Source organism: Devosia litorisediminis, assembly GCF_018334155.1.
GTDB lineage: Bacteria > Pseudomonadota > Alphaproteobacteria > Rhizobiales > Devosiaceae > Devosia > Devosia litorisediminis.
This window is the reverse complement of sequence record NZ_JAGXTP010000001.1, coordinates 92,355-106,408: the sequence shown is the minus strand read 5'-3', so window position 1 is coordinate 106,408 and position 14,054 is coordinate 92,355. Positions and strand designations below refer to the sequence as shown.

Below are 14,054 nucleotides of genomic sequence, written 5' to 3'. Positions count from 1 at the left end.
ATTAGGGCAAGCGCATCGCCAGACAATGTCAGCATTGGCACCCGCTTGCGGTGCGCCTCGCGAACCACCGACCCGGGCACCCTCCCTCCCCCTTGTAGGGAGGGAGGCCCCGCAGGGCTCAGGTGGGGGCCTCTGGTCCCGGCGCAACTCCCGCCAATTTGGCTACATCACCTTGGTCACATCCAGCAGCCCCGCGCGCGTTTCATTGGCCTTGCTGATAGCGGCCTCACCACCCAGCACAACCACATGACCATGCTGGCGCACAGCGTCCACCGCCTCGGCCATCGCCTTGAAGTCAGCTGCGCTCGTCGACAGGATTTCGTCACGGCGCTGCTGCCGCAGGTCGTCCGTGGTCCCGGTCAATTGCCGCCACATCGAGGAATAGCCCTTGGCGTCGGGGAATTCATAGCCATCGACATCGCCGATCACCCCGATGATCGAGCGTGTCAGATCATTGGCGCCAATCGCCGCGTGTAGCGCCTTGGCCGCCCCATCATAGGCGTCCAGCGTCTTGAGCAGATTGGGATCGCGATAGCTCAGAAAGCTGAAATTGCCCGAGGTCAGGTCGAACCGCGCCGAGCCGCCATAGGCGCCGCCCTGCACGCGGATTTTGTCCCACATATAAGTGGTGTTGAGAAACTTCAGCGCCACGCTGGACGCCCCCGTCAGCTCAAACCCCAGCGCCTTGAGATTGGCGCCCTTGCCGACATAATTGACCTGGACCGGGATGATCAGCCCTTCGGACTTGGGCGCAAAATCCACACTCCAGTCGGCAAACTCATGTTTGGCGTCCGGCAGCGTCCCAAGGAAACCCTCGATCTCGCCCTTGGCCCGGCCCCACAGCGCACTATCAGCGGTCACATTGACCACCATGCGCCCCCGGTTGAACAACGTATCGCGCATACGCTTGAGCGCGCTCTCCACGCTGTCCCAATCGCTCTCGATCCGCGCCACCAGTTCGCGCAGGAACATCAGATAGCTCACGCCACCCATCTGCTCCGAAATCCAGCTCGCCTCGGTAAGGCTCGACTTCAGCCGCGTATCGACAATCGAATTGCCCGCCGGGATCATGCGCGCTTCAAAGCCCGCCTTTTCCTCGAGTGCCATCTGCTTGAAGCGCTCGCGATTATCCAGTCGTGCATCAAGCAGCACATCGCCCATGATCGCCAGCATCTCGTCGATCTTGTCCGGCACAGCCTTGCCAGACAGGAAGAACCAGGCCGCGCTGCCAGCATCGCCCTGTCGCGACGACAACCCACGGTGCTGGGCAACGCCACCGGTCGAGCGACCAATGCGCTGGGTCAGGCTGACAAAGTCCTCCTTGCTGGTACCGGTCTGCAGCAGCGCCCGGCCAAACAGCGGCAGATAGGGCAGCAGTTCCTTGTCCAGCACATGCAGATCGAACCCCATATCGAGATAGACGATCCCCAGTGTCGGCAGGTCGTGGTAGAACAGCCTGGTGTCCGCCAGCGTGCCGATATCGATCGGCACCGTCCGTGTCTGCCGCGGCAGATCAGCCAGCGTCAGCGTGGGGATCTGCGCCAATAGCGCGGGATCATCCACCTCTTCCTGCAACGCCTTGAGCCGTTCGGTCTCGGCCTTGGTGTCTTCCAGCGCCTTGGCATCAAATCCCTTGCGCACATCGGCCAGAATCGAGGCTTCCTTGGCCGCCTCGCGCGCGCCCTGATCGGGGTCGGCCTGCAGGCTCACCGTGGTGCGGTGCATATTGTCCAGAAACAGTCGGCGGATTTCCTTGGCGAAAAAGCCCTGCCCCGCCTTGGCCTTGAGCGCGCTCAACGCCTCTTCAAACGCCAGCGGCGCAATCGGATCGCCCTCATGCAGCCAGGTCCCCAGCGCGTTGAACATGTACATCATGCCGCGTGGATAGGACCCGGTATTGTTCTCGCGCAGCGAAAACTCGAACGTGTTGGCCGCCGCTTCCAGCTGCTCGGGCGCGAACCCGGTGTCGGCGATCTCTTCGAGCGTTTTCAGGATCAGCGCTTCGACCTTGCCCGCATCGGCCGGGTCAATGCCCTTCATGCCAAAGCTGGCCATGGGCTGACGCAGACCGCCGCCGATACCGCCGCCCGTCATGCCTTCGCCCAGCCCGCTCTCATTGAGCGCCTTGCGCAGCGGGGCGGCCGAATTGCCCGCCAGCAGATAGCTCAGCATGCCATGGCTGAGCGCTTCGGTGCGATCCGCCGCCGGGTCGATCATCCAGTTGACTGAAACCATGCCATCGCGCGCCTTGGCATCGTCCTTGGTGCCGGCATAGGTGGCCTCGATCTGGCGCGGCGCGTTGAACCGCGGCTGCAGCTTGACCTCCGCATCCACCGGCGCCCGCTCGAACTGGCTGAAATAGGCATCCAGAATCGCCAGCCGCTCACCGGCATCATCATCACCCGAAAAGAACGCGCGGGTATTGGACGGGTGATAATAGGTCTGGTGGAAATTCTTGAACTGCTCGAACGTCAGCTCGGGGATTGCCTTGGGGTCCCCGCCCGAGCTTTTGCCATAGGTCACATCGGGGTAAAGCGAGCGCTGCGAAAGATCGCGCATCACCGCATCGGGCGACGAGAACACGCCCTTCATCTCGTTGAACACCACGCCCTTATAGACCAGCGGTGCGTCGACATCTTCCAGCTCGTAATGCCAGCCTTCCTGCAGGAAGGTCTCTTCGGTCAGCAGCGGAAAGAACACCGCATCCAGATAGACGTCCACCAGATTGTAGAAGTCCTTCAGGTTCTGGCTGGCCACTGGATAGGCCGTCTTGTCCGGAAACGTCATGGCGTTCAGAAACGTGTTCAGCGAGCCCTTGATCAGCTCCACGAACGGCTTCTTGACCGGATATTTCCGGCTGCCACACAGCACCGAGTGCTCCAGAATATGGGCGATGCCGGTAGAATCCGTCGGCGGCGTCTTGAAAGTGATGCCAAACACCTTGTTCTCGTCGTCATTGACCAGGCTGAGCACCTCGGCCCCGGTCTTTTTGTGGCGGAACAGCTGCGCCTGCGAATTGGCCTCCGCGATATGTTCGTCGCGGATCAGTTCGAAGGCTTCGTGATAGGACATGACACTACTCGGCAGGTTTTTTCTTTGTTGATGACAACGTAGGCACCCCCAGCCCGATCCGCTAGGGGGCGTCACGCCTCCAAACAAGGATCGCGCTCGGCACTCACGTGCGTCTCATGCCCACCGCGCGTCACCCTCGGGATTGACCCGAGGGGCACTTTGCTTGTCGCGAGGGCCGAACCGTAAGGTCGGGCTCAAACGCCGCCCCGGATCTCCGGCTTGACGCTTTCCTCATACCAGCTCTTGAGCTGGCCCATCAGCGCCGGGAACAGGCTGCGCAGTTCACTGGCGGCGACATTGTCGGCCAGCTGCTCGGGCTTGCTCACCCCGGCAATGATGGTCGAGACCTCGGGATGGTCCAGAATCCAGCGCAGTGCGAACTGGCTCATCTCCATGCCGCCCGGCGCGTAACCCTTGAGCTCATTGACCAGCTCCACACCGCGTTGAAACGGGATGCCGGCAAAGGTCTCGCCCACCGAAAACGCATCGCCATTGGCGTTATAATTACGGTGATCGCTGGCTTCGAACTGCGTGTCCTTGCTGAACTTGCCGCTCAGCAGCCCGCTGGCCAACGGCAGTCGCACGATAATGCCGACATCCTTCTCTGCCGCCTTGGGCAGCAGCACTTCGGCCGCATCCTGGCGGAACAGGTTGAAGATGATCTGCAGTGTGGCGAGGCCGGGCTGTTCCAGGCAGATCAGCCCTTCTTCAATGGTCTCGACACTGGCGCCCCAATGCTTGATCAGCCCTTCGGCCTTGAGCTCATCCATCCAGCCAAAAATCGCGCCATCCTGCAGCACGCCAAGCGGCACACAGTGCAACTGCGCCAGATCCAGCGAAGAGACACCCAGCCGCTCGGCTGACCCCTCAAGGCTCTTGCGAATGCCTTCCTTCGAATAATTGTCGGGGAACAACCCACCGCCACGCCCCAGCTTGGTCGCCACATGCACACCGGCGCCCTTGGCATGGCCGCCGATCCGGCTTTCGCTCATGCCACCGCCATAGACGTCAGCAGTGTCCCAGAAGGTCACGCCAGCCTGATTGGCGGCATCGAGAATAGCTGTAGCCGTCTCGTCACCCACCGGCCCGAAATCGCCGCCCAGCTGCCAGCAGCCCAGCCCGATTTCCGAAACCTCAAAACCCGTCTTGCCCAAACGCCGCGTTTTCATGCCGTGCTGTCCTTTGTGGTTCTCGCGCGAGCGCATTCGCTGCGCGCCCGACAGGCGCTGTGCACCCATCACTGCTTGATAATGTTCTGGATGGCCAACCGATCCGCAGCTGGCCAGATTAGGGCAGCGCGCATGGAGCTCGATGACAAAGCCTGACCCGCAGGGGTCGCCCCGGTCAACCCGGATGCGTCATCCTATTCGAAATAATCGGGATGATCGCCAATGGTCTGGCTGAGCAGCACTTCAGCGCGCGCCAGATGCGCCCGCATTGCCGCTTCGGCGCCCGCAATGTCGCCTTCGGCCACGGCCTTGGCAATCTTGAGGTGCTCGTCAATCGCCACCCGTGAGGACGACGCCCCCAGTGTCAGATAGCGCACCCGATCGAGCTGCATCTTGTGATCATCGATCAGCTGCCACGCATATTCCACGCCCGCCAACCGCGCCATGGTGCGGTGGAACAATTCGTCCAGCGTGTGAAAGCCGCGACTGTCATTGGCCGCCGAGGCCGTTTCCTGATCTGCGATCAGCGCCTTGAGCACCGCCGCTGCCTCGCCCGGATGGGCCGCCAGACGCCGCACGATCTCCACTTCGATGGATTCGCGGATAAAGCGCGATTGCCGCACGCCTTCGGGGGAGATTTTCTTGACCACTGTGGCCCGCTTGGGGCGGATCAGCAGCAGACCCTGCTGCGCCAGCCGGATGAACGCCTCGCGCACGGGCTGGCGGGACACACCGTAGCGGCCCGCAATGTCGCTCTCGGAAATAACATCGCCCGGCTTGAGCGCCATGCTGACGATTTCGTCACGCAATGCGCCAACGACGCGCATTGCCATGGTCTCCTCGGTTACTTCAAGCACCTGGGTCGACACCTTGTTAAATCCCCCCGCTCCGACCATGGGCCGGATAATCGGGGGAATGCGCCCCCCGATTGCGTGCCTTCCACAGATTTCTGGGGGCTTGGTGCCCCCAGATCAGCCGTTACAGCACAATTCCGGCCGCAGCCAGCATCTCGTCGACGAACACCCGCTCGCCATTCTTGGCGATCGACTGATTGGCCGCAATACCGGTCAGGATCGACCAGGCACCCGACACCTGGTCCGATGCGCGGCCATATTTGTCCGCTTCCATATTGGCCGGATCAAACAGATAGCCCAGCATGATCGGATCGGCGCCACCATGGCTGCCCGCGCCTTCCCAGACGTCGATCTTCTGCGGCAGCTGGCCCGCCAGATGCAGCTCGGTTGTGACGTTGTCGCGTTCTTCCCTGTCGCGATTACCGCCGGCGAACACGCCGTGCACTTCGATGTGCTTATGGGTCAGTTCACCCTTGGTACCGTGGAATTTCACCTCCAGCCCTTCCCAGGGGGAATAGGCCACCAGCGTATAGTTCAGTGAGGCACCCGAAGCGTATTGTGCCTGCACCTGCATGGTGTCCTCGATGGTGATGTCCTCGGCAAACACGCATTTGTCGCGCCAGTAACCGTCATCACCCTCGGTATCGAGATAAAGCTCCTTGAGCGCCTCATCGGCCTCAAGGTCCATGCGGAACTCGCATTTGTGGGCCACAGGGCAGGTGTGGCAACGCTCGCCATGGCCTTCCAGGCCCAGCCTGATCGCCATTTCCGGCGTATAGAAATCCCTCTTGCCGGTAGCCGACACGCTCTTGGGCGTTGAAGCGACCCACCAGTTGAGCAGATCGAAATGGTGCGTTGATTTGTGCACCAGCAGCCCGCCGGACTTGTCCTTGTAACGGTGCCAGCGACGGAAATAGTCGGCGCCATGCACCCGGTCGAGATACCAGCGGAAATCCACTGCCGTGATCTCGCCGATCGTGCCGCTCTGCAGAATATCCTTGAGCTGCGTACGCGCCGGTGAATAGCGATAGTTGAAGGTCACCGTCACCGATTTGCCGCTGGCCTTTTGCGCATCCAGAATGCGCTTGAGCTTGGCCACATCGATCGTCATCGGCTTTTCGGTCATCACATTGCGACCGGCTTCGAGCGCCCGCACAATGTACTCGTCATGCAGGTAATCCGGCGTAGTGACGATCACCGTATCAGGGTCCTGCTCGGTGAGCATGGTGTCGAAATCTTCAGCCAGATAGGTGGCAATGCCGTTGCCGGTCTTGTCAGGCACCTTGTGGGCCGACAGGGCCAGACGGCTCTGATTCACATCGCAAAGCGCGACCAGATCGGCGCTCTCTGCATGGGTAATGGCAACCGCATCGCGGAACATCTGGTGACGTCCGCCGGTGCCGACGATGGCGAATTTTTTGGTCATGTCTTGCTGCTGGGATAGAGGGCCGAACGGGCCAGTTACATCTTCCATACAAGATTGATCATATGACTGCGAGTGTCAATCCGCGATATCGCCAAATCACGATCCCTGCTGCTTAACTGCGCAATCCGGGCGCTTCCTGACCGGTACTCTGCACATATTCGCTATAGCCGCCGCCATAGGTGTGCACACCCTCGGGCGTCAGTTCCAGCACCCGATTGGACAGCTCGGCCAGAAAGTGGCGATCATGGCTGACAAACAGCATGGTGCCTTCGAACTGGCGCAGCGCGTTGATCAGCATTTCCTTGGTCGCGATATCCAGATGGTTGGTCGGCTCGTCCAGCACCAGGAAATTTGGCGGATCAAACAGCATCAGCGCCATCACCAGCCGCGCCTTCTCGCCGCCCGACAGCACGCGGCACTTCTTGTCCATCTCATCGCCCGAAAACCCGAAGGCGCCTGCCAGCGCCCGCAATGGCCCCTGTCCGGCCTGCGGGAAGGCGTCTTCAAGGCTCTGGAACACCGTGCGATCGCCATCGAGCACATCCATGGCGTGCTGGGCAAAATAGCCCATCTTTACGCTCGCCCCGACATTGACCGTGCCATTGTCGGGCTTGGAATCCCCGGCCACCAGCTTGAGCAGCGTCGACTTGCCCGCGCCATTCACGCCCATGATGCACCAGCGCTCGCGGCGCCGCACATGGAAGTCCAGCCCGTCGTAAATGGTACGGCTGCCATAGGCCTTGTCGACATTCTTGATCACCACCACATCGTCGCCCGAACGTGGCGCCGGGCGGAATTCAAACGCCACGGTGTGGCGCCGTTTGGGGGGCTCCACCTTGTCGATCTTGTCGAGCTTCTTGACCCGGCTCTGCACCTGCGCCGCATGACTGGCACGTGCCTTGAACCGGTCGATAAAGGCAATTTCCTTGGCTAGCATGGCCTGCTGCCGCTCGAACTGCGCCTGCTGGTTCTTGTCGGCAATCGCACGCTGCTGCTGATAGAACTCGTAGTCGCCCGTATAGGTCGTCAAATTCCCCGCATCGATCTCCACGATCTTGTTGACGATACGGTTCATGAACTCACGGTCATGGCTGGTCATCAGCAATGCGCCCGAATAATTCTTCAGGAACGCCTCGAGCCAGATCAGGCTTTCCAGATCCAGATGGTTGCTTGGTTCGTCCAGCAGCAGCGCATCAGGCCGCATCAGCAGGATGCGGGCCAGCGCCACGCGCATCTTCCAGCCGCCCGACAGCGCGCCAACATCGCCATCCATCATCTCCTGGGAAAAGCCCAGCCCGTCCAGCACTTCGCGCGCCCGGCCATCCAGCGAATAGCCATCAAGCTCCTCAAAACGTGCCTGTACCTCGCCATAGCGCTCAATGATGGCGTCCATCTCGTCGGCCTTGTCCGGATCGCCCATATCGGCTTCGAGCACCCGCATCTCGGCCATAAGCTCGCTGACCGGGCCCGCACCATTCATGGTTTCGGCCACCACGCTGCGGCCCGCCATCTCGCCGACATCCTGGCTGAAATAACCAATCTGGATGCCGCGATCGACCGATACCTGGCCTTCATCGGGCTGCTCTTCGCCAGTGATCATGCGGAACAGCGTCGTCTTGCCTGCACCATTGGGGCCGACCAGCCCGATCTTTTCACCCTTCTGCAGCGCCGCCGACGCCTCGATAAAGACAATCTGCTTGCCGTTTTGCTTGCCAATGCTCTCGAGACGAATCATGAAATAAACTAACCTGCGCTGGCGGCCACGCGATGGTGCGACCGTCGATTGGCTGTCGTTAAGCACTCGTGGCGCGCTGGCGCAAGCATGCATTGGCTGCCAGAGCGCGCAAAACCCAAAGCTGTGGTTTGATCGGCGCACCCTCGCCCGAATCGGGGCCGGTATGTGCTAACGCAGTGTCAGTATTTTTGCCCAAGGCGTGGTCCCCGACACAATCGGGTGCGACCAGCAATCCGGAGACTTGATGAAGGTAGCAATCGACATGGGTATGGGCAGCGGCAATGTGCCCGCTACGCTCGATCTCGAAGAATTGCTGGCTACCCGTCTTCTGGTGCAGGGCAATTCGGGCTCGGGCAAGTCGCATCTGTTGCGCCGCCTGCTCGAACAGTCCGCCCCATGGGTGCAGCAATGCATTGTCGATCCCGAGGGCGACTTCACCACCCTTTCGGAAAAATTCGGCCATCTGGTCGTCGACGCCACCCGCACCGAATCCGAACTCACCCGGATTGCCGCCCGTGTGCGCCAGCACCGCGTCTCGGTCGTCCTCAATCTTGAGGGTCTCGATGTCGAGCAACAGATGCGCGCTGCCGCTGCCTTTCTGGGCGGCATGTTCGATGCCGATCGCGATTTCTGGTACCCCGTGCTTGTGGTGGTTGACGAAGCCCAGCTCTTTGCCCCCGCTGCAGGCGGCGAGGTCAGCGACGAGGCCCGCAAGCTCTCGCTGGCTGCCATGACCAATCTGATGTGCCGTGGCCGCAAGCGAGGCCTGGCCGGCGTCATCGCCACCCAGCGTCTTGCCAAACTGGCCAAGAACGTGGCCGCCGAAGCCTCCAACTTCCTGATGGGCCGCACCTTCCTCGATATCGATATGGCCCGCGCCGCCGATCTGCTGGGCATGGAAAAGCGTCAGGCTGAACAGTTCCGCGATCTGGCCCGTGGCCGCTTCGTGGCCCTGGGCCCCGCCATTTCGCGCCGCCCCCTGCCCGTCACCATTGGCGATGTCGAAACCCAGGCGCGTTCCACCAGCCCCAAGCTGACTCCCTTGCCCGAAGCCCCGCTCGATGCCGCCGATCTGATCTTCACCGCCTCTGCCGATGAGATCGCCCGCCCGGCCGTGCGCCGCCCGCCACCACCGCCGCCACCATCAACCAACGAATTGCTCGCCCAGCTCTCGCGCCCCCGGCCCGAGGCTGAAACCGAGCCGCAATCGCTGTTCCCCGAGATCGATGAAGCCGAGCGCGACAGCCAGATCGATGCCATCATGGCCGAACTGCTGGGCGACCCCGATGCCAGCTTCCGCACCGTGGCTGTGCTCTATCAGGATTTTCTGGTGCGCTGCCGCATTCGCCGCGTGCCCGGCGAGCCCCCCGCCCTGCCTGCCTTCAAGCGCAAGCTGGCCGTGGCCCGCGTCGCCCCCGACAGCGAAACCGCCAGCTCCGATGGCTGGCAGCAGGCACTGGCCATGTCCGAAACCCTGACCGACGATGTGCAGGGCGTTTTCCTGGTCATGGCCCAGGCGGCTCTGAGCGGCGCGCCTTGCCCCTCCGATGCCACCCTGGCCCGGCTCTACGGCACCCACTCATCCAGCCGCGCCCGGCGCCTGCTGACCTGGTTTGAAGAACGCGGCCTGCTTGTCGTGCGGCTCGACTTCCGCAACAACCGCATCGTGGCCTTCCCCGACCTCAACGCCGAAACCGCCGCCGGCGACCCCAATGGTCCCGACACCATGATCGACGAGCGCGGCGCCGCCGAATAGCTAGCCGATCATCTCCGCCCTGAACCCATACCGCCCCGTCGCTCCCGGCCCCAGCACCTCGACATAGGGCCGCTCATCCAGCGCGTCCGAACCGCCCACTTCGGCCGCCGTGCCATGCCAGGGCTCAAGACACACAAATGACGCGCCCGGCTTGGACCACAGTGCGAAATTGGGCAGGTTTTCCCATGTGAAGTGGATCGCCTTGTCCCCTGCGCCATAGCACAGCCCCGCGCCAGCTCCCGCGGGAAACACCATCGCATCGCTGTCGAACAGCGCGCTTTCAAGCCGCAGATGGCCCTGCGCAAAGGGCGAGGGCAGCGCCGCCGGTTTCACCAGCCCACCGCTCAACCGCACCATTTTGGGTTCGGCGCCATTGTCCAGCACCACGCTATGGACCTGCCCGTCGCAACCGGGCAGCGGCCACACAAAGGCGGGGTGGAAACCGATCCCGTAAGGCATGGGCCGGTCACCACTATTGTGCACCTGGGCCGTCACCACCACGGCGCGTCCCTCGACCCGATGCTCCAAGTTCAATACGAAATCAAACGGATAGACCGTCCGGCTCGACTGGCTCGCTTTCAACTCATGCCGGCACGACACCGCGTCGCTCGCCACCAGTGTGAAGTCGCTGCGCCGCGCAAAGCCGTGCTGCCCCATGGGATAGCGCTGGCCGTCCACACTGATGTGATCATCGGGAGCCTTGCCGACCATGGGAAACAGCACTGGTGATCGACCGCCCCAGAATGCCGCATCGCCATCCCACAACCAGGATTGGCCATCGCTGGTCTCGATCGACTGCATCTCGGCGCCCAGTGGCGAGACCACCACGCTTACCTGCTCATTGCCGATCCGCGATAGATCCATCCGTGTACTCTCCCCATTGATACCCTTGCCCTAATCTCGCTGATCCGCCATGAACCGGCAATGCCCAGCGCCATGCCGTCACTGCCAATTGATGATGCCCTGCCCGGCCTGAACGCCGCACTGGCTGCCGGGCCCTATGCGGTTCTGGTTGCCCCGCCCGGCGCTGGCAAAACCACCCGCGTCCCCATCGCGCTGCTCGACGCCCCCTGGCGCGGCGATCGCCGCATCATCATGCTTGAGCCTCGCCGCCTGGCCGCCCGCGCCGCTGCCGGACAGATGGCACGCCTGCTCGGCGAAGACATCGGCCAGACCATTGGCTATCGCGTGCGCATGGACACCCGCGTTTCGGCAAAAACCCGGGTCGAAATCGTCACCGAAGGTGTCTTTACCCGCATGCTGCTCGACGATCCCGAACTGACCGGCATCGCTGCCGTCATCTTCGATGAATTCCACGAGCGCAGCCTCGATGGCGATCTGGGTCTGGCCCTGACGCTGGATGCCGCCGCCCTGCGCCCCGATCTGCGCGTGCTGGTCATGTCTGCAACCATTGATGGTGCCCGCGTCGCCAGCCTGCTTGGTGATGCCCCGGTCATCGAGAGCCTGGGCCGAACCTTTCCGGTACAGACGATCCATGCTGAACCCGACCCGCTCAAGCGCCTTGAGGATCAGGTCACCGACGCTGTCCTGACTGCCCTGCGCGACCATCAGGGGTCGGCGCTAGTCTTTCTGCCCGGTCAGGGCGAAATCACCCGCGTCGCCGAACGCCTGACCGGCCGCGTCCCCGCCAATACCGATATTGCCCCGCTGTTTGGCCAGCTCACGCCCGCCGAGCAGGATCGCGCCATTCGCCCTGCCGAACTCGGTCGCCGCAAGATCGTGCTGGCCACCTCGATTGCCGAAACCTCACTGACCATTGATGGCGTGCGCATCGTCATCGATTCCGGTTTTCGCCGCGTGCCCGTCTATGAACCCGGCACAGGGCTGACCACCCTCGACACCCGCCGCGTTTCCCGCGCCGGCGCCGATCAGCGCCGTGGTCGCGCCGGCCGCACCGCCCCCGGCATCTGCATTCGCCTGTGGAACGAGGGCCAGACCGCTGCTCTGGCACCCTTCGACACCCCCGAAATCCTGGCGGCTGATCTGGCCAGTCTGGTGCTCGACCTGGCCAATTGGGGCGTCAGCGATCCGGCAAGCCTGCCTTTCCTTGATCCCCCGCCCGCCCCGGCCTGGACCGAGGCGACGGCCCTGCTGAAGCGCCTCGACGCGCTTGATGCCGGGGGCCACCTGACACCCGATGGCAAGGCGCTCGCGGCCCTGCCGCTGCACCCACGCCTCGCCCATATGGTCATTGCCGCAGCCGCCGAAGACGATGCGCTCACCGCCGCCCAGCTCGCCGTCTTGACCAGCGAGCGCGGTCTGGGGGGTGATGGCACCGATCTCACCCACCGCCTCGACCGCTTCCGCCGCGAAACCGGCAAGCGCGCCGCCGATGCAAGATCCCTTGCCCAGCGCTGGGCCCGTCTGGCCGGCGGCGGCATGGGCGGCAATCTCTCCGCAGGCTACCACCTCGCCCGCGCCTTCCCCGACCGCGTTGCCCAGGCCGCTGGCGCCCGCGGACGCTTCCGTCTTGCCAATGGGCGTCAGGCCAGCCTCGATCAAACCGACGCCCTTGCTGGCCAGCCCTTCCTGGTGGTCACCGACGTCACAGGAGCCGCCGCCACCGGCCGCATCCGCGCCGCAGCACCGCTCGCTCGCGACGAGATTGAAGATCTCTTTGCCCACCGCATCACCGCCACCACCAGCCTGACCTATGACGCTTCATCGGCCAGCGTCCGCGCCCGCCGCACCCGCCAGCTCGATGCCCTCAAACTGGCCGACGAACCCGCGCCGGTGGACGATCCCGAGGCGGCCGCGGGGCTTTTGGCACAAGCCGCCGCCCGTCGTGGCCTTGATCTGCTGCCTTGGAGCCGCGATCAGGCCGCCTGGCGCGCCCGCGCCACCTTCCTGCACACCACATTGGGCGACGAATGGCCCGATCTGTCCGCCCAGGCCCTTGGTTCTTCGGTCGACGACTGGCTCACGCCAGCGCTGTTTGGTCTGACCAAGCTCTCAGAGGTCACCGGCGAACACCTGCGCACCGCGCTCGACCTGCTCCTGCCCTATGCGCGCCGTCAGGATATCGAGGCACTGCTGCCCAGCCATTTCACCGCCCCCACCGGCAATGGCGTCCCCATCGACTACGCGGTGGAAGGTGGCCCGGCGATCGAAATCCGCGTGCAGGAGCTGTTCGGTCTCACCCGCCACCCTACCATCGCCAATGGCCGCATTCGTTTGCTGTTGATCCTGCTCTCGCCCGCCCATCGCCCGATCCAGACCACGCGCGATCTTCCGGGCTTCTGGACCGGCTCCTGGGCCGACGTCGCCAGGGAGCTCAAGGGCCGATATCCCCGCCACCCCTGGCCCGACGACCCCGCCAAGGCCCGCCCCACCGCAAGGGCAAAACCCCGCGGGACGTAAAGCCCCCACCTATCTCCCCCTGAAGGGAGATGAACAGATTGATTATTTGGCAAATTCACGCCACGCCCACCGCTAGGTCCTTCCCCCTATCAGGGGGAGGCTAGGTGGGGATGCCCAAACAAAAAAGCCCCGGATCACCCCGGGGCCCTTAATCATTCAGCCGGTTCAAACTCCAGCGCCACGCCATTGATGCAATAGCGCAGCCCGGTTGGCGGTGGACCGTCGGGGAACACATGCCCCAGATGACTGCCACAGGTAGCGCAATGGCATTCCGTGCGGGTCATGCCGTGGCTGGTGTCAGAGGACGTTTCAACCGAGCCGGGCAGCGGATCATTAAAGCTGGGCCAGCCTGTGCCGCTCTCGAATTTCAGTGTCGCTTCAAACAGCGGCGTATCGCAGCCCGCACAGACAAATGTGCCCTGTCGGGTTTCGTGCAGCAGCGCGCAGCTTCCCGGCCGCTCGGTGCCGTGCTGGCGCATCACCTGATATTGCTCCGGCGTCAGCTTGGCCCGCCATTCCGCGTCGGTGCGGGTTACCTTGAAAGCATGGGCATCCATGGCTTTACTCCTTTTGTCGCCTTGTCACTGGTTGGCAATATAAGATCAGTTAGCTGTCGCACCTAGTGCCCGCTCCATCACTTCGGGCTGAAACCACAGGCTCT

General features: G+C 63.0%; 9 protein-coding genes. 2 read left to right on the top strand and 7 right to left on the bottom strand.

Going from position 1 to position 14,054, the window contains the following annotated elements; translation table 11 throughout:
- Window positions 1–162: 162 nt before the first annotated feature.
- From KD146_RS00500 to KD146_RS00480, 5 genes are all read right to left on the bottom strand, one after another.
- Window positions 163–3,072, bottom strand: a complete 2,910-nt coding sequence (locus KD146_RS00500; RefSeq protein WP_212656814.1) for an insulinase family protein — start codon at window positions 3,070–3,072, stop codon at window positions 163–165.
- Between the two features lie 194 nt (window positions 3,073–3,266).
- The gene (locus tag KD146_RS00495; protein ID WP_212656813.1) at window positions 3,267–4,241 is read right to left on the bottom strand and encodes an aldo/keto reductase; all 975 of its coding nucleotides are present in this window, start codon (window positions 4,239–4,241) and stop codon (window positions 3,267–3,269) included.
- Window positions 4,242–4,435: 194 nt separating this feature from the next.
- Window positions 4,436–5,110, bottom strand: a complete 675-nt coding sequence (locus tag KD146_RS00490) for a GntR family transcriptional regulator (RefSeq protein WP_212656812.1) — start codon at window positions 5,108–5,110, stop codon at window positions 4,436–4,438.
- A 109-nt stretch (window positions 5,111–5,219) separates the two neighbouring features.
- Window positions 5,220–6,521 carry a Gfo/Idh/MocA family protein gene (locus KD146_RS00485; RefSeq protein ID WP_212656811.1) on the bottom strand — a complete coding sequence of 434 codons (1,302 nt, stop codon included), beginning with the start codon at window positions 6,519–6,521 and terminating at the stop codon, window positions 5,220–5,222.
- Between the two features lie 112 nt (window positions 6,522–6,633).
- On the bottom strand, window positions 6,634–8,256 hold the full coding sequence (locus tag KD146_RS00480) for an ABC-F family ATP-binding cassette domain-containing protein (RefSeq protein ID WP_212656810.1): 1,623 nt from the start codon (window positions 8,254–8,256) through the stop codon (window positions 6,634–6,636).
- 244 nt (window positions 8,257–8,500) lie between these two features.
- Between KD146_RS00480 and KD146_RS00475 the strand changes: the two genes are divergently transcribed.
- Window positions 8,501–10,012 carry a helicase HerA domain-containing protein gene (locus tag KD146_RS00475; protein WP_212656809.1) on the top strand — a complete coding sequence of 504 codons (1,512 nt, stop codon included), beginning with the start codon at window positions 8,501–8,503 and terminating at the stop codon, window positions 10,010–10,012.
- Here KD146_RS00475 and KD146_RS00470 read toward each other — a convergent pair whose 3' ends face one another.
- Window positions 10,013–10,876, bottom strand: a complete 864-nt coding sequence (locus KD146_RS00470) for an aldose 1-epimerase family protein (protein ID WP_212656808.1) — start codon at window positions 10,874–10,876, stop codon at window positions 10,013–10,015.
- Window positions 10,877–10,936: 60 nt separating this feature from the next.
- Here KD146_RS00470 and hrpB point away from each other — a divergent pair, with 60 nt between their 5' ends.
- Window positions 10,937–13,393 carry an ATP-dependent helicase HrpB gene (hrpB, locus tag KD146_RS00465; protein ID WP_212656807.1) on the top strand — a complete coding sequence of 819 codons (2,457 nt, stop codon included), beginning with the start codon at window positions 10,937–10,939 and terminating at the stop codon, window positions 13,391–13,393.
- 152 nt (window positions 13,394–13,545) lie between these two features.
- On the opposite strand, the gene msrB is transcribed toward hrpB, so the two are convergent.
- Window positions 13,546–13,950, bottom strand: coding sequence for a peptide-methionine (R)-S-oxide reductase MsrB (msrB, locus tag KD146_RS00460; protein WP_212656806.1), 405 nt, complete (start codon window positions 13,948–13,950; stop codon window positions 13,546–13,548).
- Window positions 13,951–14,054 lie beyond the last annotated feature (104 nt).

Bases quoted from the DNA above. Each gene is read 5' to 3' on its own strand.
- KD146_RS00475 (WP_212656809.1), top strand. From the start codon at position 8,501: ATGAAGGTAGCAATCGACATGGGTATGGGCAGCGGCAATGTGCCCGCT.
- hrpB (WP_212656807.1), top strand. From the start codon at position 10,937: ATGCCCAGCGCCATGCCGTCACTGCCAATTGATGATGCCCTGCCCGGC.
- KD146_RS00500 (WP_212656814.1), bottom strand. From the start codon at position 3,072: ATGTCCTATCACGAAGCCTTCGAACTGATCCGCGACGAACATATCGCG.
- KD146_RS00495 (WP_212656813.1), bottom strand. From the start codon at position 4,241: ATGAAAACGCGGCGTTTGGGCAAGACGGGTTTTGAGGTTTCGGAAATC.
- KD146_RS00480 (WP_212656810.1), bottom strand. From the start codon at position 8,256: ATGATTCGTCTCGAGAGCATTGGCAAGCAAAACGGCAAGCAGATTGTC.
- KD146_RS00470 (WP_212656808.1), bottom strand. From the start codon at position 10,876: ATGGATCTATCGCGGATCGGCAATGAGCAGGTAAGCGTGGTGGTCTCG.
- KD146_RS00485 (WP_212656811.1), bottom strand. From the start codon at position 6,521: ATGACCAAAAAATTCGCCATCGTCGGCACCGGCGGACGTCACCAGATG.
- msrB (WP_212656806.1), bottom strand. From the start codon at position 13,950: ATGGATGCCCATGCTTTCAAGGTAACCCGCACCGACGCGGAATGGCGG.